The sequence below is a fragment of the Mycobacterium sp. genome (assembly GCF_032162605.1).
Lineage (GTDB): Bacteria > Actinomycetota > Actinomycetes > Mycobacteriales > Mycobacteriaceae > Mycobacterium.
In genome coordinates, this window is the sequence record NZ_JAVROT010000551.1 from 1 (window position 1) to 25,271 (window position 25,271).

Annotated in this window: 28 protein-coding genes; 16 read left to right on the forward strand and 12 right to left on the reverse strand. The window is 68.4% G+C overall.

Annotation, left to right across the window (positions count from 1 at the left end; translation table 11 throughout):
* The 7 genes from hemL to QOI01_RS30465 form a co-directional block, all read left to right on the forward strand.
* A partial coding sequence (hemL, locus tag QOI01_RS30435) for a glutamate-1-semialdehyde 2,1-aminomutase (protein ID WP_526387004.1) occupies positions 1–1,155 on the forward strand: 1,155 nt, incomplete at its 5' end.
* Entirely contained in the window at positions 1,152–1,766 is a 615-nt protein-coding gene (locus QOI01_RS30440) for a histidine phosphatase family protein (RefSeq protein WP_526387006.1), read from the forward strand. The genes hemL and QOI01_RS30440, both read left to right, overlap by 4 nt.
* Positions 1,767–1,777: 11 nt before the next feature.
* Positions 1,778–2,350, forward strand: a complete 573-nt coding sequence (locus tag QOI01_RS30445) for a TlpA disulfide reductase family protein (protein ID WP_526387008.1) — start codon at positions 1,778–1,780, stop codon at positions 2,348–2,350.
* Positions 2,351–2,388: 38 nt separating this feature from the next.
* The gene (locus QOI01_RS30450; protein WP_526387087.1) at positions 2,389–3,153 is read left to right on the forward strand and encodes a cytochrome c biogenesis CcdA family protein; all 765 of its coding nucleotides are present in this window, start codon (positions 2,389–2,391) and stop codon (positions 3,151–3,153) included.
* Positions 3,154–3,278: 125 nt separating this feature from the next.
* A complete protein-coding gene (resB, locus tag QOI01_RS30455; RefSeq protein ID WP_526387010.1) occupies positions 3,279–4,784 on the forward strand; it encodes a cytochrome c biogenesis protein ResB in 1,506 nt (501 codons plus the stop codon).
* Positions 4,785–4,818: 34 nt separating this feature from the next.
* A complete protein-coding gene (gene ccsB / locus QOI01_RS30460; protein ID WP_526387012.1) occupies positions 4,819–5,790 on the forward strand; it encodes a c-type cytochrome biogenesis protein CcsB in 972 nt (323 codons plus the stop codon).
* Complete coding sequence (locus QOI01_RS30465) at positions 5,787–6,917, forward strand: MinD/ParA family ATP-binding protein (RefSeq protein ID WP_526387089.1); 1,131 nt, start codon at positions 5,787–5,789, stop codon at positions 6,915–6,917. Before ccsB ends, QOI01_RS30465 begins: the two co-directional genes overlap by 4 nt.
* Positions 6,918–6,932: 15 nt before the next feature.
* Here the strand turns inward: QOI01_RS30465 and QOI01_RS30470 are convergent, their stop codons facing one another.
* A complete protein-coding gene (locus QOI01_RS30470) occupies positions 6,933–7,070 on the reverse strand; it encodes a hypothetical protein (RefSeq protein WP_526387091.1) in 138 nt (45 codons plus the stop codon).
* Positions 7,071–7,166: 96 nt separating this feature from the next.
* Between QOI01_RS30470 and QOI01_RS30475 the strand changes: the two genes are divergently transcribed.
* Together QOI01_RS30475 and QOI01_RS30480 are read left to right on the forward strand one after the other, a co-directional pair.
* Positions 7,167–7,448: a DUF4229 domain-containing protein gene (locus QOI01_RS30475; RefSeq protein WP_526387093.1), complete on the forward strand. Its 282-nt coding sequence runs from the start codon at positions 7,167–7,169 to the stop codon at positions 7,446–7,448.
* Positions 7,449–7,455: 7 nt separating this feature from the next.
* Positions 7,456–8,499 carry an aminotransferase class V-fold PLP-dependent enzyme gene (locus QOI01_RS30480; RefSeq protein ID WP_526387014.1) on the forward strand — a complete coding sequence of 348 codons (1,044 nt, stop codon included), beginning with the start codon at positions 7,456–7,458 and terminating at the stop codon, positions 8,497–8,499.
* A gap of 70 nt (positions 8,500–8,569) precedes the next feature.
* Here the strand turns inward: QOI01_RS30480 and QOI01_RS30485 are convergent, their stop codons facing one another.
* From QOI01_RS30485 to QOI01_RS30495, 3 genes are all read right to left on the reverse strand, one after another.
* Entirely contained in the window at positions 8,570–9,244 is a 675-nt protein-coding gene (locus QOI01_RS30485) for a hypothetical protein (protein WP_526387016.1), read from the reverse strand.
* Positions 9,245–9,322: 78 nt separating this feature from the next.
* Entirely contained in the window at positions 9,323–10,192 is an 870-nt protein-coding gene (locus tag QOI01_RS30490; protein ID WP_526387017.1) for a 1,4-dihydroxy-2-naphthoate polyprenyltransferase, read from the reverse strand.
* Between the two features lie 40 nt (positions 10,193–10,232).
* Complete coding sequence (locus tag QOI01_RS30495) at positions 10,233–10,886, reverse strand: DUF1345 domain-containing protein (protein WP_526387019.1); 654 nt, start codon at positions 10,884–10,886, stop codon at positions 10,233–10,235.
* A 105-nt stretch (positions 10,887–10,991) separates the two neighbouring features.
* Between QOI01_RS30495 and QOI01_RS30500 the strand changes: the two genes are divergently transcribed.
* From QOI01_RS30500 to QOI01_RS30510, 3 genes are all read left to right on the forward strand, one after another.
* Positions 10,992–11,768, forward strand: coding sequence for an S-methyl-5'-thioadenosine phosphorylase (locus QOI01_RS30500; protein WP_526387021.1), 777 nt, complete (start codon positions 10,992–10,994; stop codon positions 11,766–11,768).
* The gene (locus tag QOI01_RS30505) at positions 11,765–12,796 is read left to right on the forward strand and encodes an NAD-dependent epimerase/dehydratase family protein (protein WP_526387023.1); all 1,032 of its coding nucleotides are present in this window, start codon (positions 11,765–11,767) and stop codon (positions 12,794–12,796) included. Before QOI01_RS30500 ends, QOI01_RS30505 begins: the two co-directional genes overlap by 4 nt.
* A 76-nt stretch (positions 12,797–12,872) precedes the next feature.
* The gene (locus tag QOI01_RS30510) at positions 12,873–14,003 is read left to right on the forward strand and encodes a nitronate monooxygenase (RefSeq protein WP_526387024.1); all 1,131 of its coding nucleotides are present in this window, start codon (positions 12,873–12,875) and stop codon (positions 14,001–14,003) included.
* A gap of 85 nt (positions 14,004–14,088) precedes the next feature.
* Here QOI01_RS30510 and QOI01_RS30515 read toward each other — a convergent pair whose 3' ends face one another.
* The gene (locus QOI01_RS30515) at positions 14,089–15,114 is read right to left on the reverse strand and encodes a sensor histidine kinase (RefSeq protein WP_526387026.1); all 1,026 of its coding nucleotides are present in this window, start codon (positions 15,112–15,114) and stop codon (positions 14,089–14,091) included.
* Positions 15,104–15,790, reverse strand: a complete 687-nt coding sequence (locus QOI01_RS30520; RefSeq protein WP_526387028.1) for a response regulator transcription factor — start codon at positions 15,788–15,790, stop codon at positions 15,104–15,106. The genes QOI01_RS30515 and QOI01_RS30520 overlap by 11 nt, the downstream gene beginning before the upstream one ends.
* A gap of 117 nt (positions 15,791–15,907) precedes the next feature.
* On the opposite strand from QOI01_RS30520, the gene QOI01_RS30525 reads away from it, so the two are divergent.
* From QOI01_RS30525 to QOI01_RS30535, 3 genes are read left to right on the forward strand one after another with little or no spacing between them, the layout of a single operon-like run.
* Positions 15,908–16,549: a glycosyltransferase family 2 protein gene (locus QOI01_RS30525; protein WP_526387030.1), complete on the forward strand. Its 642-nt coding sequence runs from the start codon at positions 15,908–15,910 to the stop codon at positions 16,547–16,549.
* A 14-nt stretch (positions 16,550–16,563) separates the two neighbouring features.
* Entirely contained in the window at positions 16,564–17,220 is a 657-nt protein-coding gene (locus tag QOI01_RS30530) for a TIGR04282 family arsenosugar biosynthesis glycosyltransferase (protein WP_526387032.1), read from the forward strand.
* Position 17,221: 1 nt separating this feature from the next.
* Positions 17,222–17,854 (forward strand): methyltransferase domain-containing protein, encoded by a 633-nt coding sequence (locus QOI01_RS30535; protein WP_526387034.1) that lies wholly within the window; start codon positions 17,222–17,224, stop codon positions 17,852–17,854.
* 111 nt (positions 17,855–17,965) lie between these two features.
* Here the strand turns inward: QOI01_RS30535 and QOI01_RS30540 are convergent, their stop codons facing one another.
* The 4 genes from QOI01_RS30540 to QOI01_RS30555 are packed head-to-tail and all read right to left on the reverse strand — an operon-like array spanning position 17,966 to position 21,317.
* A complete protein-coding gene (locus QOI01_RS30540) occupies positions 17,966–19,321 on the reverse strand; it encodes a hypothetical protein (protein ID WP_526387036.1) in 1,356 nt (451 codons plus the stop codon).
* 57 nt (positions 19,322–19,378) lie between these two features.
* Positions 19,379–19,885 carry a DUF302 domain-containing protein gene (locus QOI01_RS30545; protein ID WP_526387038.1) on the reverse strand — a complete coding sequence of 169 codons (507 nt, stop codon included), beginning with the start codon at positions 19,883–19,885 and terminating at the stop codon, positions 19,379–19,381.
* Entirely contained in the window at positions 19,878–20,687 is an 810-nt protein-coding gene (locus QOI01_RS30550) for an LLM class F420-dependent oxidoreductase (protein WP_526387040.1), read from the reverse strand. Before QOI01_RS30550 ends, QOI01_RS30545 begins: the two co-directional genes overlap by 8 nt.
* Before the next feature lie 60 nt (positions 20,688–20,747).
* Complete coding sequence (locus QOI01_RS30555; protein WP_526387042.1) at positions 20,748–21,317, reverse strand: nucleotidyltransferase; 570 nt, start codon at positions 21,315–21,317, stop codon at positions 20,748–20,750.
* Positions 21,318–21,369: 52 nt separating this feature from the next.
* Here QOI01_RS30555 and QOI01_RS30560 point away from each other — a divergent pair, with 52 nt between their 5' ends.
* The gene (locus QOI01_RS30560; RefSeq protein ID WP_526387044.1) at positions 21,370–22,137 is read left to right on the forward strand and encodes an endonuclease/exonuclease/phosphatase family protein; all 768 of its coding nucleotides are present in this window, start codon (positions 21,370–21,372) and stop codon (positions 22,135–22,137) included.
* 24 nt (positions 22,138–22,161) lie between these two features.
* Here QOI01_RS30560 and QOI01_RS30565 read toward each other — a convergent pair whose 3' ends face one another.
* Together QOI01_RS30565 and QOI01_RS30570 are read right to left on the reverse strand one after the other, a co-directional pair.
* Positions 22,162–24,513, reverse strand: coding sequence for a glycosyl hydrolase family 65 domain-containing protein (locus QOI01_RS30565; protein ID WP_526387046.1), 2,352 nt, complete (start codon positions 24,511–24,513; stop codon positions 22,162–22,164).
* Positions 24,510–25,253 carry a beta-phosphoglucomutase family hydrolase gene (locus tag QOI01_RS30570; protein WP_526387048.1) on the reverse strand — a complete coding sequence of 248 codons (744 nt, stop codon included), beginning with the start codon at positions 25,251–25,253 and terminating at the stop codon, positions 24,510–24,512. The genes QOI01_RS30565 and QOI01_RS30570 overlap by 4 nt, the downstream gene beginning before the upstream one ends.
* Between the last annotated feature and the right edge of the window lie 18 nt (positions 25,254–25,271).

Consider the following 25,271-nt stretch of genomic DNA (forward strand, 5'->3'; position numbering starts at 1 on the left):
GACGACAATCGGTACGTCGACCTGGTGTGCTCGTGGGGACCGATGATTCTGGGCCATGCGCATCCCGCCGTGGTCGAGGCAGTGCAGCGGGCCGCCGCCGACGGGCTCAGCTTCGGGGCGCCGACGCCGTCGGAGAGCGAGCTGGCACGCGAGATCATCGGCCGGGTCGGCGCCGTCGACAAGGTCCGGCTGGTCAACTCCGGCACCGAGGCCACCATGAGTGCGATCCGGCTGGCCCGCGGCTTCACCGGACGCGCGAAGATCGTCAAGTTCTCCGGCTGCTATCACGGACACAGTGACGCGCTCCTCGCCGACGCCGGTTCTGGCGTCGCGACGTTGGGCCTGCCCTCCTCGCCGGGCGTCACCGGCGCGGCCACCGCCGACACGATCGTGCTGCCCTACAACGACGTCGCCGCCACCGAAGCCGCCTTTGCCGATGTCGGTGATGAAATAGCCTGTGTGATAACCGAAGCCGCGGCCGGCAACATGGGCACTGTACCTCCGCTGCCCGGCTTCAACGCCGCGCTGCGGCGCATCACCTCCGAGCATGGGGCGCTGCTGATTCTCGACGAGGTGATGACGGGCTTCCGGGTCAGCCGTTCGGGCTGGTATGGGATCGACCCGGTCGACGCCGACCTCTTCGCGTTCGGCAAGGTCATGAGCGGCGGACTGCCCGCGGCGGCGTTCGGCGGCCGTGCCGAGGTGATGGAACGCCTGGCGCCGCTGGGTCCCGTCTACCAGGCGGGCACGCTGTCGGGTAACCCGGTCGCGATGGCAGCGGGGCTCGCCACGCTTCGTGCCGCCGACGACGCCGTCTACGCGACGTTGGACGCCAACGCCGACCGGCTCGCCGGACTGCTCACCGGCGCCTTGGCGGAAGCTTCTGTGGCGCATCAGATTTCGCGGGCCGGGAACATGCTGAGCGTGTTCTTCACCGACGGTCCAGTGGTCGACTTCGCGACGGCGAAGGCCACCGAGACGTGGCGCTTCCCGCCCTTCTTCCACGCGTTGCTCGCCGCCGGGGTCTACCCGCCGTGCAGTGCCTTCGAGGCGTGGTTCGTCTCGACGGCGCTCGACGACGACGCCTTCGAGCGGATCGCCGCCGCGCTGCCCGCTGCAGCCAGGGCGGCCGCAGGCGCCGAGGCACCGGCATGACGGTCACGACGACCGTGCACGTGATGCGTCACGGCGAGGTGCACAACCCGGACAAGGTTCTCTACGGACGCCTTCCGGACTTCCACCTGTCCGAACGCGGTCGCCTCCAGGCGCAGTCGGCCGAGGACTGGTTGGCGCGCAACGACATCGTCTACATCGTCGCCTCGCCCCTGGAACGCGCGCAGGAGACCGCCGCGCCGATCGCCGCGTCCCACGGGTTGAGCATCGACACCGACGGCGACCTCGTGGAGTCGTGGAACCACTTCGAGGGCGAGAAGGTGGCACCCGGTGACGGCGCCTTGCGCGACCCGAGGAACTGGCCGCGCCTGCGCAACCCGCGCACCCCGTCGTGGGGCGAGCCGTACGTCGAGGTCGCGGCGCGTATGAAGGCGGCGCTGCACCGAGCTCGGGTCCGCGCCGCAGGCCACGAGGCGGTCTGCGTCAGTCACCAGCTCCCCGTCGAGACACTGCGGCGGTCGTTGACCGAGCGGTCGCTGCCCCATCTCCCGTTGCCGCACAGCAGGTTGTGCAACCTGGCCTCGATCACGTCGTTCACCTTCTCCGGAGACACGCTGACCCGCTGGGGATACTCGGAGCCCTGGGGTCTGTAGTGAGATGGCTGGTGGTGTCGTTCGTGTCGTTGGCGGTGTTGCTGACGGGATGTGCCACCGGTGACGACGCCGTAGCCCAGGGCGGCTCCTTCGAGTTCGTGGCGCCGGGCGGCAAGACCGACATCTTCTACGATCCGCCCGAAAGTCGTAGTCGCCCAGGGAAGATCACGGGCCCTGACCTGACCGACCCGGCGAAGGCGATCTCCCTGGACGACTATGCGGGGAAGGTCGTCGTCATCAACGTCTGGGGGCAGTGGTGCGGCCCGTGCCGTTCGGAGATCACCGAGCTGCAGAAGGTATACGACGCCACGCGCGCTGACGGCGTCGCGTTCCTTGGGATCGACGTGCGGGACAACAACCGCGATGCCGCCGTCGATTTCATCGTCGACCGCAAGGTGACGTTCCCGTCGATCTACGACCCGTCGATGCGCACCATGATCGCGTTCGGCGGCAGGTACCCGACCACCGTCATCCCCTCGACGGTCGTGCTCGACCGCCAGCACCGCGTCGCCGCGGTCTTCCTTCGCGAACTGCTGGCCCAGGACCTGCAGCCCGTCGTGCAGAGGCTGGCGACCGAGAAGTGACGAACCTTGCACTGAGCCTCGACCAGGTCGGGCAGTTGATGTCAGCCGGGCCGCTGGCACTCGCGTTCTGCGTCAGCGTGCTGGCCGGATTCGTCTCGTTCGCCTCGCCGTGCGTGGTGCCGCTGGTTCCCGGATACCTGTCCTACCTGGCTGCGGTCGTCGGCGTGGAGGAGGACGGCACCGAGGGTGGCGTCGCGCGCACGACGGTCCGGTCGGCCCGGTGGCGCGTCGCGGGCGCCGCCGCGCTGTTCGTCGCCGGATTCACCGTGGTGTTCGTGCTCGGCACGGTCGCGGTGCTCGGGCTCACCACCACTCTGTTGACCAATCAGCTACTGCTGCAACGCATCGGCGGCGTCGTCACCATCGTGATGGGGCTGGTGTTCGTCGGGTTCATCCCCGCGCTGCAGCGCGAGGCCAGGTTCACGCCGAAACTGGTCTCCACCATCGGCGGAGCGCCGCTGCTCGGGGCGGTCTTCGCGCTCGGTTGGACACCGTGCCTCGGCCCGACCCTGACCGCGGTGATCGCGGTGGCATCGGCGACCGACGGCTCGGCAGTCGCCCGGGGTGTGGTGCTCGTCGTCGCGTACTGCCTCGGCCTGGGAATCCCATTCCTGCTGTTGGCCTTCGGGTCCGCGCGGGCGGTCCAGGGGCTGGGTTGGCTGCGCCGTCACACGAGGACCATCCAGATCTTCGGCGGCGTACTGCTGATCCTGGTCGGCGTCGCGCTGGTGACCGGGCTGTGGGCAGACTTCATCTCTTGGGTGCGGGACGCGTTCGTCAGCGACGTGCGGTTGCCGATATGACCACATCCCCCCCGCGAGCAGTCCCCGCAAGCGGGGGCCCAGCAAATGTGCCCGAACCGCGGCGTGTCGGAGCACCTTTGCGTCTTCTCGCGCTGTTTCGGAACACGTGGCGGACGCTCACCTCGATGGGCACTGCGCTGGTGCTGCTGTTCCTGCTGGCGCTCGGCGCGATCCCAGGGGCGCTGCTGCCGCAGCGCAGCCTCAACGAGGCGAAGGTCGGTGAGTACCTGGCCAAGCACTCGCTCATCGGTCCGTGGCTCGATCGGCTGCAGGCGTTCGACGTGTTCTCCAGCTTCTGGTTCACGGCGATCTATGCGCTGCTGTTCACCTCGCTGGTGGGATGTCTGACCCCGCGGCTGCTCGAACACGTCCGGAGTGTGCGCGCGACACCGGTCGCCGCGCCGAGGAACCTCGCCCGGCTGCCCAAACACCACACCGTCGTCAACGCCGGTGAGCCGGACGCCGTCGCCGCAGCCGTCGAGCAGCGTCTCAAGGGCTGGCGCCGCGTCACCCGCCGAGACGGCGAGATCACCGAGATTTCAGCGGAAAAGGGCTATTTCCGCGAGTTCGGCAACATCGTCTTCCACTTCGCGCTGCTCGGCCTTCTCATCGCAGTGGCCGCAGGCAAGTTGTTCGGTTACGAGGGCAATGTCATCGTGATCGCCAACGGCGGGCCGGGCTTCTGCTCGGCCTCCCCGGCGGCGTTCGACTCCTTCCGTGCGGGCAACACCGTCGACGGCACCTCACTGAACCCGATCTGCCTGCGGGTCAACGACTTCGACGCCCGATATCTACCCAGCGGTGCGGCATTGAGTTTCGCGGCGAACGTCGACTACCAGGCGGGCGACGACCTCGACAGCGGCACGTGGCGGCCCTACCGGCTCGAGGTCAACCACCCGTTGCGTCTCGGCGGCGACCGACTCTACCTGCAGGGCCACGGTTACGCCCCGACGTTCACCGTCACCTTTCCCGACGGACAGACCCGCACCCAGACCGTGCAGTGGCGGCCCGACGAACCCCTGACCCTGCTGTCATCGGGAGTCATCCGCGTCGACCCACCGGGTGGCACCTTTCCCAGCGCCGGTGAGCGGCGCAAGAACCAGATCGCGATCCAGGGGCTGTTCGCACCGACTGAGCAACTTGATGGCAAGCTCCTGTCCTCGAGCTTCCCCGCGCTGAACGACCCCGCCGTGGCGATCGACGTCTACCGCGGTGACACCGGCCTGGACACCGGCCGCCCGCAGTCGCTCTTCAGCCTCGACCCGAGCCTCATTGAACAGAGGCGACTCAACAAGCAGGTGCGGGTGAATCTGAAGGCAGGTCAGTCCACGCGGCTGAAGGACGGCACGGTGGTCCGGTTCGACGGCGCCGTACCGTTCATCAACGTCCAGGTCTCCCACGATCCCGCGCAGGTGTGGGTTTTGGTGTCGGCGTTGGCCATGATGGCGGGTCTGGTGGTGTCGCTCATCGTGCGGCGACGCCGGATCTGGGTGCGGGTCTCCCCGGCGGGGCCGGGTACCGTGAGCGTTGAGCTGGGCGGTCTCGCCCGCACCGACAATTCCGGGTGGGGCGACGAGTTCGAGAGGCTGACCGCGCGGCTGGTTCCACCGTCGGGAGAGAAGAGCGAATGAACACCACCAAGCGAGAAGCCGAGCGGGTTCGCGCATGAGGGCGGCGATCGACGTCGGGCTCTCCCGCTACTCGGACTGGGCCTTCACGTCATCGATCGTGGTGCTGGTCATCGCCCTGCTGCTGCTCGCGGTGGAACTCGCCTACAGCGGCAGCCGCAAGGCCGAGGCCCGTGAGCTGGTAAGCGCGGGGGTTGCCGCCGACAGCCCGAAGCCCGGCGTCGTCGCCGATACTCCGAGACGTCTCGTCGACGAACGGATCGGCCGCGCCGGCCTCGCGCTGGTGTACGTCGGCACCCTGATGCTGTTCGCCTGCATCGTGCTGCGCGGATTGGCGACCTCGCGCGTGCCATGGGGCAACATGTACGAGTTCATCAACCTGACCTGCTTCTGCGGCCTGGTTGCCGCGGCGATCGTATTGCGCCGTCCGAACTACCGGGCGCTGTGGGCGTTCGTGCTGCTGCCCGTGCTGATCCTGTTGGCCGTCTCGGGCAGGTGGTTGTACTCCAACGCCGCACCGGTGATGCCCGCGCTGCAGTCCTACTGGTTGCCCATCCACGTGTCGGTGGTCAGCCTCGGCTCCGGGGTGTTCCTCGTCGCCGGCGTCGCGAGCTTGCTGTTCCTGGTCAAGATGTCGCCGCTCGCGGATCCCGGTCGCGACGGCACGCTCGCGGCCGTCGTCCAGCGCCTGCCCGACGCGCAGACGCTGGACCGGATCGCGTACCGCGCGACGATCTTCGCCTTCCCCATCTTCGGTTTCGGGGTGATCTTCGGCGCCATCTGGGCCGAGGAGGCGTGGGGCCGCTACTGGGGTTGGGACCCCAAGGAGACGGTCGCGTTCATCGCCTGGGTGGTCTACGCCGCCTACCTTCACGCCCGGTCGACGGCGGGCTGGCGCGACCGCAAGGCCGCCTGGATCAACGTCGTCGGATTCGTCGCGATGGTGTTCAACCTGTTCTTCATCAACCTGGTCGTGACTGGCCTTCACTCGTATGCCGGGGTGGGCTGAGCTTGACTTCTCCAGGCTCGTCTCACCCCCGCGCATCTGACCAACCACCGGCGTTCCGGGCGCAAGAGCGGTTCAGCGACCCAGCCCAAGCGATACCGCCGGAATGGACGGCGTCGACACCGCCTCACGGGCTGCCGGTGGTGCACCTGCCGGCACCTCAGCCCGCCGCTTCTGCGGAACCGGACGTGTCGCCACCGAAGCTGGACCTGTCGACCGTCGCGCTTCTGGGCCAGCCCAAGCGAAAGCCGACGCGCGGCTGGCGTCACTGGGTCTACCTAGGCTCGTTCACCCTGGTCAACCTTGGCGAGGGCGCCAAGGCCATGCGCCGCAAAGCGCTCGCCACACAGGCGAGTCGGCCGCTGCGCGGCTGCTACGGGATCGCGGTGCTCTCGCTCAAGGGCGGAGTCGGGAAGACGACGATCACCGCGACGCTCGGTGCCACGTTCGCCTCCGCCAGAGGCGACCGCGTCATCGCCGTGGACGCCAACCCCGACCGGGGCACGCTCAGTGAGAAGGTCCAGCTCGAGACGCCGTCCACGGTCCGTCACCTGCTGCGCGACGCTGAGGGCATCAGCAGTTACAGCGACGTCCGCGCCTACACGTCACAGGGGCCCAGCAAGCTGGAAGTGCTTGCCTCGGAAAGCGATCCGGCGGTGTCGGAGGCCTTCAGCAGCGACGACTACAAACGCACCCTCGAAGTGCTCGAGCGTTTCTACAGCCTGGTTCTGACCGACTGCGGCACGGGGATGCTGCACTCCGCGATGTCGGCGGTGCTGAACAACGCCGACGTGTTGATCGTGGTCGGCTCGGGTTCCGTCGACGGGGCCCGCAGCGCGTCGGCGACATTGGACTGGCTCGACGCCCACGGGTATCAACAGCTCGTCGCGAACTCGATCGCCGTGATCAACGCGGTGCGGCCGCGATCGGGAGGGGGCGGCTCGCGCGTCGACTTGGGGAAGGTCGCCGATCACTTCTCCCGGCGCTGCCGGGCGGTGCTCGAGGTGCCGTTCGACCCGCATCTCGAGGAGGGCGCCGAGATCAGCCTCGACCGGTTGAAGGCGCCGACGCGCGATGCGTTGACTGAGTTGGCGGCCGTCGTGGCAACCGGATTTCCGAGCGTGACGTAGCAGCTCGTGGTGGGCTCAGCGGGGATCCTTGCCGTGGTTGAGCCGGTTCAGGAAGTCCGGGTCGTCGTCCGGCCCGATCGTTCTGGTTTTCGGTCGACTGGCCGTGGCGCGTACTAGGCGCCAGGCCCCATAGGCCAGTCCCGCCAACATCATGGCGAGGAATAAGAACTGCAGCACGAAAACCTCCTTGTTGTCAGGGTACGCGCCGTCGGTAGGCTCGGGATCGTGTCTGGTTCGGAGGGTAGGAGCATGGTGGTCGACGTCCTCGTCTACACGATTGCCCGCATCCTGCTGGTCGGGCTGCTTGCGCTGGTGATCTACCTCGGCGCGCACCTGCTGGGGGTCCAGGAGTTCCCGATCGTGGTGCCGCTGCTGTTCGCGATCGTGCTGGCGTTTCCTCTTGGCATCTGGCTGTTCGCGCCGTTGCGTCGTCGCGCGACCGCCAGCATCGCGGTGTTCGACGAGCGTCGCCGCAGTGACCGCGAACAGTTGCGGGCTCGTCTGCGGGGCGAAGAGCCCCCTACCCGATGACGAAAGCGTGACGACTTCGCCCCGGTCGGCCTTCGGAGCCCAGTTCGTGGGCGCCGCAGGATTTCTCAACTCTCCGACGTATGGCCTGCCACCGGTGTTCCTGATCGATGCCCTGAATCGTTGCCTCAGCGAATGGCAGACGGGCACCATGGACGTTCCGTCGTTCGACGAGTCGGTGCGTCGCGGTCGGGCCGCCTACGCCGAGCTCGTCGGGGTCGGCGTCGAGTCGGTGGTGATGGGTGGCAGTGTGTCGGCCCTGCTCGGGTTGGTCGCGTCGGCGATTCCCGACGGCGCCAAAGTTGCGACGCTGGCCGGTGAGTTCACGAGCACCACCTTCCCATTTGCCGCCCAGGTGGGACGGGGCGTGACGGTCACCGAGATGACGGCAGGGGAGTTGATCGCCGCGGCGGCGAACTACGACGTGGTGGTGGCGAGCCTGGTGCAGTCGGCTGACGGCGAGCTGCTCGACGTCGATCGGCTGCGCGCCGCGCTGACGGGTGCCGACACCATCACGGTCATCGACGTGACGCAGGCGGTCGGATGGAAGGCCCTCGATCTGGGCTGGGTCGACGTCACCGCGGCGGCGGTCTACAAGTGGCTGATGGCGCCGCGCGGTACGGCGTGGATGTCGTTGAGCGACAGGGTTGCTCGCCGGATGACCCCGCATCTGGCCAATTGGTACGCCGGGGCGCAGCCGTGGTCGACGATCTACGGGCTGCCGTTGCGGCTGGCCGACGATGCGCGACGGTTCGATACGTCACCCGCGTGGTTCGGCGTGCTGGGGGCGGGTCTGACGTTGCCCTGGTTGGCGTCGCTCGACCGCGAAGTCGTCGAGGCGCACTGCCTCGGCCTGGCCTCGCAGCTGCGGGCGGAATTCGAGCTGCCACCCGTCGCCTCGGCCATCGTGTCGCTGCCGTTCGCCGATGCCGCCGACAAGCTGAGGAGCGCTGGTGTCATGGCGTCCGTGCGGGCCGGCGCAGTGCGGGTGGGCTTTCACCTCTACAACACCGAGGACGATCTGCAGCGACTGCTCGACGCGCTGGCCGGGTGAGGGGCTCTCGCAAGACTTGACATACGGGTGATGTCAAGTTTCGAACTCACTCCATGCCTCGGGCCTACGGTCAGCCGCCGAGCTGTCCAGCGATGCCCCGTTCGATGCCGTCGCGGGTTGCGGTCGGCAGGACGACGAGCCCGTCGAGTTCCTTGCACGCCAGCGCATACGCCTGCTCACGTTCGTTCTGTGTCGCACCGATGTCCGACGCCACGCTGAGCAGGCTGCGGGCGCGGGCGATCCGCTGCTGAGCCTCGGGGGAGAAGTCGCTGCGGCGTCGGCGGATCGCCTCGGCCTCGGCGGTGTCGAACGCGGTCGTGTAGTCCTCGACCGCCGCGAGGTACCGGGCGGCCGACTCACGGTCGTCGAGCAGGTCCTCGGCCTTCGCGGGTCGCAGCAGATCGGCGCGCAGCTTCGCCTTGTGGAAGTCCGTGGTGAGCGGGTCGCGCATGTCGGTCATCAACGGGAAGTCGAGGAGCTTGTCGCTGTCGAGCTCGTAGGACATCCAGCGCGTGTCCGTGCGGCCGTGTTCGTCGATGGTACGGGTGATCATCCGCCACATGGCGGCGGGGTTGGTTGGCTTGCTCGGCGAGGCGGCTGCGGACGGCGCGTCGTCGAGCCTGGGTCCCTCGGACCGGTCCGACGGCCGCTGGACCCGCTTCCACATGCTGACCGCCGCGACGATGACGCCCGCCACGGGCATGAGCATCAGCAGAAGCTCCGCCAGCCGGAACACGATGCCCATCCAGTCAGGATGCCATTGCCTGGGGCGGAGCGCCGCAACGTGGGCGGTGACGTGTCAACGCTCGGGGTGGGCTGAGAATCAGCCGAACGTCAGCGCGGCCGCCACCGCGACCGACCACACCAACATCGTCAGCCCGGTGTCGCGCAGCACCGGGATCAGGTCCTTGCCGCCGCGGCCGGTGCGCACCGGCGCCGCCGCCCGCACGGCGAGCGGCAGTGCGACCAGGCCGACCGCACACCAAGGCGTCGCGAGCATCAGCACCAGCGTCAGCACGAACGCCAGCGCCACCAACACCTGGAAGAGCACGCGGGTGCGCGCATCGCCGAGGCGCACCGCCAGCGTGATCTTGCCGGAGTCCTCGTCGGTCGGGATGTCGCGGAGGTTGTTGGCCACCAGCACGGCCGACGACAGGGCGCCCGTCGCGACCGCGAGCGCGGCGCCGACCCAGTCCACCCGCAGGGCCTGGGTGTACTGGGTGCCGAGCACGGCGACGAGGCCGAAGAACACGAACACGGCGACCTCGCCGAGCCCGATGTAGCCGTAGGGCCTGGAACCGCCGGTGTAGAGCCACGCCCCCGCGATGCACGCAGCACCGATGGCGATCAGCCACGGTTCGCTGGCGATCGCCAGCGCCAGGCCCGCGACGGCTCCGACGCCGAGGCTGATCGCGGCCGCGGTCGCGACGGCCCGCGGCGACGCCAGCCGGGACCCGACCAGCCGCAGCGGTCCGGCGCGCACGTCGTCGGTGCCGCGGATGCCGTCGGAGTAGTCGTTGGCGTAGTTGACGCCGACGATCAGTGCCAGCGACACGATCAACGCCAGCAGCGCCTTCCACCACACGGCATCGCCCAGCCAAGCCGCTGCCCCCGTGCCAGCGAGAACTGGGGCGACGGCATTGGGCAACGTCCGTGGACGGGCGCCCTCGACCCACTGCGCGAAACTGGCCACGCCGGTCATCGTCGCACGGGATGGCGTCGCACGGGATGGCTCAGTGGCCGCCGAGCAGGCTGGCCACCAGGTTGATGGTGATCGCCAGGATGATGGCGCCCAGCAGGAATGACAGCAGCGCGTGGCGCAACGCCGCCATCCGCACCGGCCGGTCGATCAGGTCGGTGTCCGACACTTGATAGGTCATCCCCAACGTGAAGGCCAGGTACGCGAAGTCGCCGTAGTCGGGCAGGTAACCGTCGCCCTGGTGGAAGTCGATCCCGCCGGGCTCTGCGCCTCCGTAGAACAGCCGGGCGTATCTCAGCATGTACACGGTGTGCACCGTGAGCCACGCCGCCACCACGCTCAGCGCGCCGACGACGGCTGCGGCGATGTCACCGCCCGTCGAGCCCGCGACGAGCAGGTAACCCACCCCGCCCAGACTCGCCATGCTGGCCACCAGCACCGCGATGTCGAGGATCCACGGCGAGGAGTCGTCGTCCCGGTACTTCGTCGCGTGTGCGCGCGTGTCCGCGGTGTCCAGACCCGCAATGATCATCCAGGTCCACGACAGGTAGACCAGCGCCGCGATGATCCACCCGGTGGCCGGTGCGTACGGCCAGCCGACGGTGAACCCGACGAGGATTGCGGCCGCTACGCCGACGGGCGCCGCCAGGCCGACTCGGACGCCGATCACCGCATCGGGGACTGCCATCGCCGGAGTCAAGCACAACCGGCTGTGCGCGGCCGGCGTTCGGGTGGCACGTGTCGAACGCCGCCGGTCGGCAGGCCTTTGAAGAGCATGCACGACAATGGACTCATGCTCGGAGTGATCGGCGGTAGCGGCTTCTACACGTTCTTCGGCCCAGATGCGCGCAGTATCAGCGTCGACACGCCGTACGGCGCACCGAGCGACGCCATCACGGTCGGCACGGTCGGCGAGCACGAGGTCGCCTTCCTCCCCCGGCACGGCGCCAACCACGAGTTCTCCCCGCACACCGTGCCGTATCGCGCGAACATGTGGGCGCTGCGGGCCCTCGGTGTGCGACGGATCTTCGCCCCCTGCGCGGTCGGCAGCTTGACGCCCGAGCTGGGACCGGGCTCGATGGTGGTGCCCGACCAGCTCGTCGACCGCACCAGCGCCCGCATCGACACCTACTTCGACTCCGGCGGCATCCACGTCGGGTTCGCCGATCCGTACTGCCCGGAGTTGCGTGCGGCGGCCGCCGACCTGCCCGGCGTCGTCGACGGTGGCACCATGGTGGTGATCCAGGGCCCCCGCTTTTCGACGCGCGCGGAGAGCCGTTGGTTCGCCTCCCAGGGCTTCACGCTGGTCAACATGACGGGCTACCCGGAGGCGGTGCTCGCTCGCGAACTCGAAATGTGTTATGCGGCAATCGCCTTGGTGACCGACCTGGACGCGGGCATCGATTCTGGAACGGCCGTCAAGGCCGTCGACGTCTTCGCGGAGTTCGAGAAGAACATGGTGCCCTTCAAGAAGCTCGTCCACGAGGCCATAGCTGGGGTGGCGCAGGTCCGCACCTGCACGCACTGCCTTCCGCACGAGGGTCTCACCCTGCCGATCGACCTGCCGTGAGAGTCCTCGTCACGGGTGCCGCCGGCTTCATCGGCACCCGGGTGTGCGCGGCGCTGACCGGCGCGGGCCACGAGGTGGTCGCCATCGACGCGATGCTCGCCGCCGCGCACGGCGACGCCACCACACCCCCCGACGGTGTGCTCGAGTTCGACGTCAGGGATGCCTCGGGCTTGGCCTCGCTGCTGCCCGGCGTCGACGTGGTGTGCCATCAGGCCGCGGTGGTCGGCGCGGGGGTCGATGCCTCCGATGCGCCGAACTACGGCAGCCACAACGACTTCGGCACGACGGTGTTGCTCGCCGAGATGTACGCCGCGGGCTGCCGACGACTGGTGCTGGCGTCGTCGATGGTGGTGTACGGCCAGGGCGGCTTCGACTGCCCGGTGCACGGACCGGTTGACCCGCTGCCGAGGACGCGCGCGGACCAGGACGCAGGCGTCTTCGAGCACCGCTGCCCGGTCGGTGGCGAGGAGTTGCAGTGGCGGTTGGTGGGGGAGGATGCGCCGCTGCGGCCGCGCAGTCTCTACGCCGCGAGCAAGACCGCGCAGGAGCACTACGCGCTGGCCTGGAGTGAGGCGACGGGCGGATCGGTGGTGGCGCTGCGCTACCACAACGTCTACGGCCCACTGATGCCGCGCGACACCCCCTACTCCGGGGTGGCGGCGATCTTCCGGTCTGCGATCGAAAGGGGCGAGCCACCAAGGGTTTTCGAGGACGGCGGTCAGATGCGTGACTTCGTCCACGTCGACGACGTGGCGGCCTGCAACGCGCTGGCCGTCGTGGCCGACACCGAGGGTTTCGCGGCGTTCAACGTGTGTTCGGGGCGGCCCATCTCGATCATGGAGGTCGCGACCGAGATCTGTGACGCCCGCCAGGGGCTGCCGCCCGTCGTCACCGGCCAGTACCGCAGCGGCGACGTCCGCCACATCGTCGCGGATCCCGCCGCAGCGGCCGAGGTGCTCGGCTTCCGGGCGGCCATCGATCCGTCCGACGGTCTGAGTGAGTTCGCGTTCGCGCCGTTGCGAGGCTGAGGATGTCTGGGGCGAGCGAAGCGACGGGGTGAATGTCGCGGGGCGAGCGAAGCGACGGGGGGTTGATACTGACGGGGTGAGTACACCCGGGATCTGTGAGCAGTTCGGCATCGACTTCCCACTGTTCGCCTTCAGCCACTGCCGCGACGTGGTCGCCGCCGTCACCAATGCGGGCGGCTTCGGCGTGCTCGGCGCCACGGCGTACACCCCCGAGCAGCTCGACCAGGAGCTGACGTGGATCGACGAGCACGTGCACGGCAAGCCGTACGGTGCCGACATCATCGTGCCCGCGAAGTTCGAGGGCAAGGGCGAGAATCTTTCCCGCACACAGCTGGTCGACAGGATTCCCGACGAATACCGGGGCTTCGTGGCCCGGCTGCTGAACGAGCATGGCATCGAGGCCGAGTCCAAGCCACGGATCGGCGGGTCGGCGCTGACCGGCGACACCGGCAGGGAGTTGTTGGACGTGGCGATGAGCCACCCGATCAAGCTGATCGCCAATGCCCTCGGCGTGCCGCCCGACTACATGATCGAGGCGGGCCGCGAGCGCGGCATACCCGTCGCTGCCCTGGTCGGCGCCAAGGAGCACGCGGTCAAGCAGGTGGCCGCAGGCGTCGATCTGATCGTCGCGCAGGGCACGGAGGCGGGCGGGCACTGCGGCGAGGTGACCACGCTGGTGCTCATTCCCGAGGTGTTGCAGGCGCTGGAGGCGATCGGCAGCGACATCCCCGTGCTCGCCGCGGGCGGGATCGTGACGGGCAGACAGATGGCCGCCGCCGTCGCGATGGGAGCCGACGGCGCCTGGACCGGCTCGGTGTGGTTGACCACCGAGGAGGCCGAGACCGCGCCGCACACCGTGCAGAAGATGCTCGCGGCCACGTCGCGCGACACCGTCCGGTCCGCTGGGCGAACGGGAAAGCCGTCGCGCCAACTCGTCTCGGACTGGACCGACGCCTGGTTGCCGCACGCCGGAGGTCAGCAGCCGTTGCCATTGCCGTTGCAGTCGATGCTGTGCGAGCCGGTGCTGCGGCGCATCGACGCGCTCGCCGAGGGCGGCCACGAGGGCGCTCGGGCGCTGGCGACGTACTTCGTCGGCCAGGGCGTCGGGTTGATGAACAAGGTGAAACCGGCGCGCGACGTGGTCCTCGAGTTCATCGAGGACTACCTCGCCGCCGCGCAGCGGCTGGGAAACTCGTTGCCGGAGTAAGCCATCACGCGTTCAGATAGCACTGCCGGTCAGCACTGGTCGCAATTCGTCGCCGCCAGCGCTATGTGAAACGTTGGGCGCCGAGCTATTCCTCGCCGGCCAGTGGCAGGCGCACCTCGAAGCGTGCGCCGGTCCCCAGGTTGTACGCCGACACCGTGCCGTGGTGTGCGTGTACCAACCCCGCTGCGATGGCCAGGCCCAACCCGGATCCGCTTGGCAGCGAGGAGTCTTCGCGAGGAACCCGGCCGTTGGATCCCCGGTAGGCGACGTCGAAGACACGGGCCAGATCGGCCTCGTTGATGCCGACTCCGGTGTCGTCGACGCGGGCCCAGGCCCCGTGCCCGTCGGAGCCGATCGTCAGTTCGACGGTGCCGCCCTCCGGGGTGTGGGCGATGGCATTGGCGACCAGGTTGGACAGCACCCGCACCAGGGCGCGATCACTGCCGATCACGCCGACGGGCTTGGGGGGCACCTTGGCGCGAAGCGCGACGCCCGCCCGCTCCGCGGCGATGCGGTGCGCTGCGACCACGTCGTCGACGACCTCGTCCAATGCCACCTTGTCGAAGGCCGGCTGGACGGCGCCCGCGTTGATCTTTGACATCTCGAACAGGTCGTCGACCATCTCGGAGAGCCGGATGCTCTCGTGCTCGATGTGCTTGGCGTGCGAGCGGACCTCGTCGTCTTCGACCACGCCGTCGGCGATCGCCTCGGCCACCGCGCGGATACCGGCAAGTGGCGTGCGCAGGTCGTGGCTGACGAACGCGACGAGCTGTCGGCGCGACTGTTCCGCGATGTCCTCGGACTCGCGGATCTGCTGCTCCCACACCGTGCGCCTGGCCTGATAGCGGGCGAGCATGATCGCGGCGGGGATGGTCACCACCGAGACGATGACGAGGACGATGGTGATGCCTTCGAACCGGGGCGAGAGCATGAACCCGCTCGCGCCGAACACCCCGGTGAACGTGGCCACCGTCGGGATCAGCACGAGCACGACCATGCTGAGCGTCAGGGACCACGAGCGCGCCAGCCGGATCAGGATGGCGCCTGCCGCCACGACCGGCACCGAGCACGCCAGCGCGATGCCGACGATCTCCCAGATGTCAGTCGGCATACCGCTCCTCGCTCCACATGTAGCCACGGCCCCAGACGGTCTGGACCCGTTGCTGGTCACCGAGCTTCGACCGCAGCCTCTTGACGTGCACGGTGACGGTGGAGAGGTCGCCGAAGTCCCACTGCCACACCAGTTTCAGTAGTTCGTCGCGGCTGAAGACGACGCCGGTATGGGTCAGGAAGAACAGGAGGAGGTCGAACTCGCGGTTGGTCAGGCTGATCGGCCGGCCGTTGATGGTCGCCGACCGCGCCGCGGCCGAGACCGTCATGCCCCCCACCGTCACGACGACCGGCGGAGCGCCGACCATCGGCGGCGTGCGCCGAAGGACCGAACGGACCCTGAGCGCCAGCTCGCGCGGACTGAACGGCTTGACGAGGTAGTCGTCGGCGCCCGCCTCGAGCCCCGCGATGCGGTCGTCCTCCTCGCCGAGGGCGGTCAGCAGGATCACCGGCACCCCGTAGCCGCCGCGTTCGCGCAGCACGCGGCAGAGAGCCAAGCCGTCGGGCCCAGGCATCATCACGTCCAGGATGGCGACGTCGATCTGTTCGGTCCCCAGCAGTCGAAGCGCCTGATTGCCGTCGCGCGCCACCGAGACGTCGAGGCCGTCGCGTTCCAGGTATCGGCGCACGACGTCGCGGACGACGTTGTCGTCGTCGGCGATCAGGACGCGGGTCACAACGGTCCAGACTAGTCGGCACCGTCCCAACCTGCGCCGACGTCACCGAATCGTCAGCGTTGCCGCCGTTTGGCACCCAGGATCGTTGGCTAATCTCGCTCCGTGGACCCAGGTCGAGTGACGGTGGTGCTGCCCTGTATGAACGAGGCGGACTCACTTCCAGGGGTGCTCGAGCTGGTTCCCGACGGCTATCTGGCCCTGGTGGTGGACAACAACAGCACCGACGACACTGCCGAGGTGGCCCGCCGCTACGGCGCGCAGGTGGTCGAGGAGGCCCGGCCGGGGTATGGGGCTGCGGTGCATGCGGGAATGCTGGCCGCTTCGACACCGATCGTGGCGGTACTGGACGGCGACGGGTCGATGGATCCCCGCGAGCTACCCAAGCTCGTCGACGTGCTGGAACGGGGCGCCGACATGGCCGTCGGGCGGCGACGGCCGCTGCCGGGCGTGCGCTGGCCGTGGCACGCGCGGCTCGGCAACCAAGTGGTTTGCTGGCGGCTGCGCACCCGGCATGGGATTCCGGTGCATGACATCGCGCCGATGCGGGTGGCGTATCGGGATGCCCTCGTCGGGCTGGGTGTAGAAGACCGCAGATCAGGGTATCCGCTGGAACTGCTGGTCCGGGCAGCTGCCGCGGGCTGGATCGTCTCTGAGCACGATATCGCCTATGGCTCGCGCACCGGAGGGAAGTCGAAGGTGAGTGGGTCGCTACGTGGCAGTTTCTTTGCAGTACTGGACTTTTGGAGAGTGATCTCTTGACAGGGGAGTGTCCGGTGGCGGTGCTCGTGGTTGCGAAGGCCCCAGTGCCAGGCTTGGCGAAGACCCGACTCGCCGCCAGCATCGGCAAAGTCGCCGCGGCCGACGCCGCCGCCGCCGCCCTGTTGGACACCCTCGACGCCGTCGCGGCCGCGCCCGTCGCGTTCCGCATCGTCGCCATGACCGGCGACCTCTCCGCCGCCAGCCGCAGTTCCGACATCCGGGACCGGCTCGAGGACTTCACCGTCGTCGAGCAGCGTGGGGAGGACTTCGCCGACCGTCTCGCCAACGCCCACACCGATGCCTCGATCGCATGCGGCGGACTGCCCGTTCTGCAGATCGGCATGGATACCCCTCAGGTCACGGCGGCTCTCCTCGCTGAGTGCGCGGGCGCGCTCGTCGGCGCTGACGCCGTGCTCGGCATGGCCCGTGACGGCGGTTGGTGGGTCTTGGGCGTCACCACGCCCGAGGCTGCCGAATGCCTGCGAACCGTGCCCATGTCGACCGCGCAGACCGGGGCCGTAACGCTTGCGGCTCTCCGTGACACCGGGATGGACGTGGCATTGGTATCCGAGCTGGCCGACGTCGACACCGTCGACGACGTCGAAGAGGTCCAGCGTGAGTGCATGCCGGACAGTCGATTTCGTCGGGTCACCATGACGGTGGAGGTGTGACTTGCTGGGCAACCTGTACGACGCGGCTCTGACGGGGGAGCGATGTTGGATCCGCTATGACGACGGCAGCGTGCAGGGCCTGCCGGTGCACACTTGGCTGCCAGGGAGCAGGCGTCTCGATCGGGCGTTCGATCAGGCGGTACTCGGGCTGTGCAACGGGCCGACGATCGATCTGGGTTGCGGCCCTGGGCGTTTCGTTGCTCATCTGACCAAGCTCGGCATACCGGCCCTCGGGGTGGACCAGTCGCAGACCGCCGTTGAGCTGGCCCGCCGCAGCGGCGCCCCAGCTCTGCGGCGCGACGTCTTCGAGCGGCTGCCAGGCACCGGCCGCTGGGGCACCGTCCTTCTCGCCGACGGCAACGTCGGCCTCGGCGGCGACCCGACCCGCGTCCTCCGGCGCGCTGGCGAGCTGATGCGCTCGGGTGGGCACTGCGTCGCCGAGTTCGACCCGCTCATCAGCGGGGTCCAGCACCGCTGGGTCCGGCTGGAATCGGTGAAGACCGTCGGGCCGTGGTTTCAATGGGCCTCGGTCGGCGCCGATTGCGCCAAGCGTCTCGCCGCGGACGTCGGCCTCGCCGTCGCGTCCGTCATGCCTGTCGGCGAACGCGTGTTGGCCTGCCTTTCCGCCGCCTAACCCTCCCCCCGCGAAACCCTCCCCCCGCGAGCGTGCGTGTCTGTACACGACACGCCGTGCACGAATGTACGTCCGCGCACGCTCGCGGAAGAGGTGACGACCGGTCGGCGGCTACCAGTTCGTCAGGATCACACTGTTGAGCACCAGGGCTCCAATAACGTTGAGAGCCAGCCAAAAACGGTGTGAACGCAGTGGAAGCAGCGCCCCGGCGGCCGTCAGCCAGACCGTGTACGGCAGCCAGATCCGCTCGACCTCCGCCTTGCTCAGCATGCTGAGGTCCGCGCACACGATGGCCAGCAGCGTGGCGAGCACCACCAGATGCAGGCCGGACCGCCGCTTGATCGACGTGGCGTCGAACGCTCGGCACACGCCCGCGACGGTGCCGAGCCCGACCGCGCAGACCACCGACGCGAAGTTGGCCCACGACCAGTACTGGAATGGCCGGTTCGCGGCGATGCCCTGCCAATAGCGTTCCTGCACCAGGGTGTAACCGTCGACCCACCAGAACCCCACTAGCGCGAAGACACCGACGACCGCGAGTGCGACGAGTACCGCCGGGATGACCGCGCGCAGCGCGGAGCGGACGTCCTTCGCCGCGATCAGCACCGCTACCGCTGGCAGGGCAATGAGCCCGAGGCCGTAGTTGAGGAAGATCCCCCAACCCAACACCAGCCCCGCCGCCGCGCCCGCCACGATCGGCAGCCGCCCGGGACCGCGCACGGCGAGAGCCAGCAGCGCGATGCCCCATGCGGCCACGCCCGCGAAGTAGCCGTCGGCAGACACTGCGACCCAGATCGCCGTCGGCGCCACGGCGACGAAGGGCGCCGCTCGTCGCGCCAGGTCCTCACCGGAGAGCGCTCGCACCGCGACGACGATCGCAGCGGCGGCGCTCGAGCCGACCAGCAAGCACAGCAGGCCCGCCCACGCCCCGCCACTGAGGCCGATGCGGTCGAGCCACACGAACGTCAGCAGGGCGCCAGGCGGGTGTCCCGAGACGTGCGTGATCCACGAATTCGGTTGGAAGTCCAGGATTCTGGACGAGAACGTGCGCAGCGCCTCGGGAATGTCGGTGACCGACGGCACCTGGCGGAGGTACTCGTTGGTGGTCTGGAGGCGCCGCGCGAAACCACGGGCCCAGCCGTCGATCATCGCCAGTGAGAAGGCCCACCCGCACGAGGTGGCCCACGCCGCCCACGGGACGCCACGCCACGGCAGTCGTTGGGCCAGCGACGGACCCCACAGCGCGACCCCGAGACCGATCACGATCGCCGGGACGGTGCCCCACCCCACGTGGACGTTCCACCGCCCGAAGATCGGGGCCGCTGCGGCGAACGCCGCGATCTGCTTCGGGGTGCTGTTGATCAGCGGCGTGACGATGCCGAGGCCGAGGTGCGGGACGACGAACGCCGCGGCGACCAGTAACACCGCCAGGCTGACGACGACGATCTCACGCCGGGCGGTGTTCACGCCTACCCACCCTATGCGTCGTGCCCTTGGGCACGGCGTGACGTTTCGCTGACGGAGTCAGCCAGCTGCGTCGCGCAGCAACCTCACCACGGCGTCGTCGAGCGAGGCCGCGACGGCGGATGCCTCGGCGCTTGCGTAGGGCGCAATCGCGCTGGCGACGCGGTCGTACGACAGCGTCGTCCCTGGATCCCGTTCCGCGACGAGGATGGTCACCGGCGCATACGACCCCGCATCCGTCGCCGTGGCTGTCATCTTGCTCATCGTGACCGGGTTGCCCGCGATGATCCGCAGCAGTCGACGGCTTCGCTCCGGGTCGCGAACCGCCAGGACGGCGCCGTGGTCGAGGCTCATGAACTCTAGTAGGCCGCTGCTTCCGGTCACCGCCGCCACGGTCGCATCGAACTGCTCGGCGTCGCTTGCGGCACTCCACTTCTGCACCAGCGCACGGAAGTCGGGGACGCGCCCCAGGCCTGCGTACACCGCTGCCACCACGCCGTCGAAGGGTCGTTCGGTGGTCACCGTGACCCGCCGGATGGGCACCGTGGTCTCGGCCGTCTCAGCCATCGCGCCACTTGACCATCTGCTCGACGGTGCTGAAGTCGTAGCCGTCGGCATCCGGATGGATCTCGGTGGTGAACAGGGTGACGCCGGCGTCGCGATAGGCGTCGGCGTCGCCCCCGTTCTCCCACACCGATGAGCGCTCGATGTCGGAGTCGTTGCGGCCGTTGGCCTCGGCCAGTTCACCGACGAGCTTGCTGGCCTCGTTGAACTTGTCGACGGGGAGGAAGGCGTGCCAGATGTCGGCGTGCTTGGCCACCGCCGGGAGTGAGCGCTTGGCGCCGGAGCCGCCGATGAGGATGGGGATATCACGCACCGGTGGCGGATTGAGGTTCTCCAGCCGGCGCTCGACGCGATTCAATCCCTCGTCGAACAGGTCGAATCGGGACTTCCACGTGCCGTATTCGTAACCGTATGTGGTGTAGTCCTTTTCGTACCATCCGGCACCGAGGCCGAGGATCACCCGACCGCCGCTGATGTGGTCGACCGTGCGGGCCATGTCGGCAAGAAGGTCGGGGTTGCGGTATCCGATGCCGGTGACCAGCAGGCCGATCTCGGCGCGCGTGGTGATCTCAGCCCATGACGCCAGCGCGGTCCACCCCTCGAAGTTCACGACGTCGGGCTGCTCCTCGGACAGCAACGGCTTGCCGTCGACGATGCCCTCCATCGCGGGCGCGTGAAAGTGGTCGTAGCCGAAGATGACGTCGACGCCCGCGTCCTCCGCACGCAGGACGGCGTCGCGCCAACTGCGGTAGTCGGGTGCGCCTCCCGGCTGCAGTTGGACGCTCACTCGGGTGGGTCGGGTCATGCGGTTCTCCTTGGGGACGATTGAACCGGTCAACCAAGGACAAGACATCTTATTTAACCTTTATTCCAGAACCGCACCATCTCGAGGGGCGAGGCCCAAGCGGTCGGCGAGGAAGAGGAACGCCGCGGCGAAGTCGTTCTCGGCGGTCTCGGCACGTAGCCGGGACCAGTCGACTTGCTCTCTGACCGCCCGGGTGGCTGGTAGCAGTTTTCCGAAATCGCAGTGATGTTCGTGCTGCGACCTGAGCTTCTGGGACAGCACCACCGTCGGCGAGAGAACCCTCATGGAGATCGCCAGGACATCGCGGACCTCCGCGGCCCGGATCAGGTCGGCGTCGACGGCGACGCCGTTGACCCGGTGCAACACGTCGACCATGACACCGTTCGTCTTGGCCTTGAACAGCCAGTCCTCTGGTGTGCGTTCGACGTCGAAACCGGCGTCGCCGAGGGTGACGGCGGCCAGGTCTGCATCGGAGTCGTTGACGACGAAATCGACGTCGTGGACGGGTTCGGGGGCGCCGTACACCCACAACGCATAGCTTCCTGCCAGCGCGAAGTCGGGGCCGTGCGCCTTCAACGCCGATGCTGCGCGCTTCAGTGCGTCACGAAGGGCGTCCTCGTGGGCGAGCATTGGTCAGTCCAGACGGGATCGGTGTGCGGTCATGATGGGTATGAAGTACCCCATGCGGCTCGCGACATTCAACATCCTGCACGGGAGGACCGTCGGTGACGGCGTCGACGTCCAGGACCTGGCGGACTGCGTCCGCGCGATCGACGCCGACGTCTTGGCCCTACAGGAGGTGGATCTCGAGCAACCGCGCTCCGGCATGGTCGATCTGACCGCGGTCGCGGCCGAGGCCATGGGCGCGGTCAGCCACCGGTTCGTCGCCGCGATCGCCGGCACCCCCGGCGCGACGTGGATCGCGGCGACCGGTCGCGAGCAGCCGGGGGCGGCGGCGTACGGGATCTCGCTGTTGTCGAGGTTTCCCGCCATCACGTGGCAGGTGGTGCGACTGCCACGGGTCCCGTTCAAGTTTCCGATGTACCTGCGGGGACCCAACCGGGTGATGGTCGTCGACGAGGAGCCGCGCGCCGCCGTAATCGGTCGATTCGAGACGCCGGTCGGCCCACTCACCGTCGCCAACACCCATCTGTCCTTCGTCCCCGGCTGGAATCGCCATCAACTTCGGCGCCTGGCGCGCGATCTCGGCGGGCATCCCGGTCCTCACGTCCTCACCGGAGACCTCAACCTCACCTCCGAAGCCGTCGGACGTTGCTCCAAGATGCGTTCCCTCGCGACATCGTCCACGTTCCCCGCGCACGCCCCGGAACAGCAACTCGATCACATCCTGACCGATGATCCCGGATTGGTGGCAACCGACGCTCGCGCGCCCGAGATGCCGATCTCCGACCACCGGCCACTGATCGTCGACATCCAGCGTCGCGACTGAGATGCCCTGATGGCGTGTGTGGACTCAGCGCTGACGCCGCTGCGGCGTGCGGCCGGGCGGTTGGCTCGGGGCGGGCAGCAGGGGCTTGCGGGGCTTCAGTTGCACGGTGCGCGGCGCCGCAGTGCTTAGTTTCAGATCGGCGCCGGCGTGCCGGATGGTGAGGGTGCGTTCGGCGCCGTCACGCAGTGTGTAAGCGACCTTGCCGTGGTCGACGTCGACGGTGATGCGAAAACTCCTCCACCGCAGGCGGAAACGCAGCCGGGTGATCTTCTCGGGCAGTTGTGGGTCCAGAGAGAGGACGTCTTCGTCGTCGCGCAGACCGCCGAAGCCGGCCACCAATGCGGTCCAGGCGCTCGCCAGGGAGGCCATGTGCAGACCGTCACGGGTGTTGTGGTGCAGGTCCCGCAGATCGATCATGGCCGCCTCGTACGCATAGTCGTGCGCCAGCTCAAGATGGCCCACCTCGGCGCACAGCACGGCCTGGGTGACCGCCGATAGCGACGAATCGCGCACCATCCGCGGTTCGTAGTAATCCACGTTGCGCGCCTTCTGCTCGCCGGTGAAGGCGTGGCCCTGCCAGTGCATGGCCAGGACGAGGTCCGCCTGCTTGATCACCTGGGCCGGGTACAGCCGCACGTAAGACTGGTGCATGAGCAGGGGATAGGCGGTGTCGTCGGAGAAGTTCCACTCCTGCAGCGTGGTGAACCCCTCGCACTGCTGATGCACGCCGAGACCCTCGTCGAAGGGGAGGTTGACCGCATCGGCGGCGTCCCGCCAGGCCGCCGTCTCCTCGGTGGTCACGTCCATCGCGCGGGCGGCCTCGGGATGGCGCTCACACGCCGCCGCAGCGACCCGCAGGTTGTGGGCGGCCATCAGGTTGGTGAACACGTTGTCGCGCACCACGGCCGTGTACTCGTCCGGCCCCGTGACGCCGTCGATGTGCCACACGCCGTGGCGGTCGTGATGGCCGAGGGACTGCCACAGTCTCGCCGTCTCCACCAACACCTCCAAGCCGCAGTCGGCTTCCAGCGACTGGTCCCCGGTGACGACGCGGTAGCGCTCGAAGGCGGCGGCGATGTCGGCGTTGACGTGCCAGGCGGCCGTGCCTGCAGGCCAGTACGCCGAGCATTCCTCCCCGCGGATGGTCCGCCAGGCGAAGCTCGCTCCCGCCAGGTCGAGCTCAGCGGCCCGCTGTCGCGCCATGTCCAGGGTCGACGCCCGCCAGCGCAGCGCGTCGGCGGCGGCCTGCGGGTGGGTGTAGGTAAGTACGGGTAGTACGAATCCCTCGGTGTCCCAGAAGGCGTGGCCGTCGTAGCCGGTGCCCGTGAGCCCCTTGCCCGCGATGGCGCGTCGCTCGGCGCGGGCGCTGGCCTGAAGCATGTGGAACAGCCCGAAGCGCACGGCCTGCTGAGAGTCGGGATCGCCCTCCACCTCGACGTCGGCGCTGTCCCAGAACTCGTCGAGGTATGCGCGTTGGGAATCCAGCAGCCCCTGCCATCCGGTGTACCGGGCCCCGGTCAGCGCACCGTCCACCTGGTCGTATAGCGCCGGGCGCGACCGCAGGCTCGACCAGCCGTACGCCAGGTACTTCACGATCCGCAGCTTCTGTCCTGGGCGCAGTCCACAGATCACGGTCGTTCGGGCCAGGTCCTCGCGGGTGTCGGTATGTGTTTCGACACGGCCGGGCACGTCCACGTCGTGATCCATCGCCGCGGCCATCATCAGCTGGCTGAGTCGGGTGCGGTGAAGCAGCACCGCTCGCAGTCCGTCGCATTCGCTGGACACGGGTTCCAGTGGCTTGGTCAGGATGGCCGATTCGCGCGGGTCGTTGGACATCGCGGGCTGGTCCTCGTTGGCGACCAGCTCCGATTGGACCGTCACCCTGACGAATTCGTCGACGGCTTCGACGACGTATTCGATGGCGGCCACTCCGCGCTGATTGAGGGAGACCAGCCGGGTGGTGGTGATCGCGACCTGGCGCCCGGCGGGGGAGCGCCACTGGAGGTTGCGCGTCAGGGTGCCTGCCCGGAAGTCGAGCACCCGCTCGTGGTGCTGCAGTTCGCCGTACCGGACGTCGAAGGGTTCGTCATCGACCAGCAGCCGCAGGATCTTGCCGTTGGTGACGTCGACGATCGTCTGCCCCTGCTCGGGATAGCCGTATCCGGCTTCTGCGTAGGGCAGCGGCCGGATCTCGAAGAACGAGTTGAGGTAGGTGCCTGGCAGCCCGTGGGGCTCACCCTCGTCGAGATTGCCGCGTAAACCGATGTGTCCGTTGGACAATGCGAACACCGACTCGGACTGTGCGAGGAGGTCGAGGTCCAGGGTGGTTTCCCGGAGCTGCCATGGCTCGACCGGAAACGTGTCTTCGCTGATCATTGCGCGGCGAGCAGGTCGGAGAGATCCTTGACGACGACGTCGGCGCCGTGTTCTCGCAACGCGTCGGACTGGCCGACCCGGTCCACGCCCACGACGAGGCCGAAGTGTCCGGCGCGGCCGGCCTCGACACCTGAGAGGGCGTCCTCGAACACCGCCGCCTCGGAGGGCTCCACACCCAGACGTTGCGCCCCCGCGAGGTACGAATCCGGTGCGGGCTTGCCCGCGATGTTCTCCTCGCGCATGGTGACTCCGTCGACGCGCTGGTCGACGAACTGGGCGAGGCCGGTGACCTCGAGTACTTCGCGAGTATTGGCCGAGGAAGACACGACTGCGATCGGAAGCCCTTGGTAGGCAACCGCTTCGATGTACCGGCGCGACCCGTCGAACACCTTGACCCCGTCGGTGTGCACGGTGTGCAGGAACGCGTCGTTCTTGCGGTTGCCGAGCCCGTTCACCGTCTCGGCGTCCCGGCCGTCGTCGGGTTCTCCCTCGGGAAGTGAGATGTCCCGACTGTCGAGGAAGGAACGCACGCCGTCCTCACGCTTCTTGCCGTCGACATAAGTGAAGTAGTCGGAGTCGACGTCGAACGGCACGAACGCCGAGCCCTCGCGACTGGACCGTCGGCGCAGAAAGTCGTCGAACATCGCCTTCCACGCCTTGCGATGCACGCTGGCCGTGTCGGTCAGCACGCCGTCGAGGTCGAACAGGCAGGCGCGGACTCCCGCGGGCAGACCCAGCAATGCGCACCTCTTTCATCA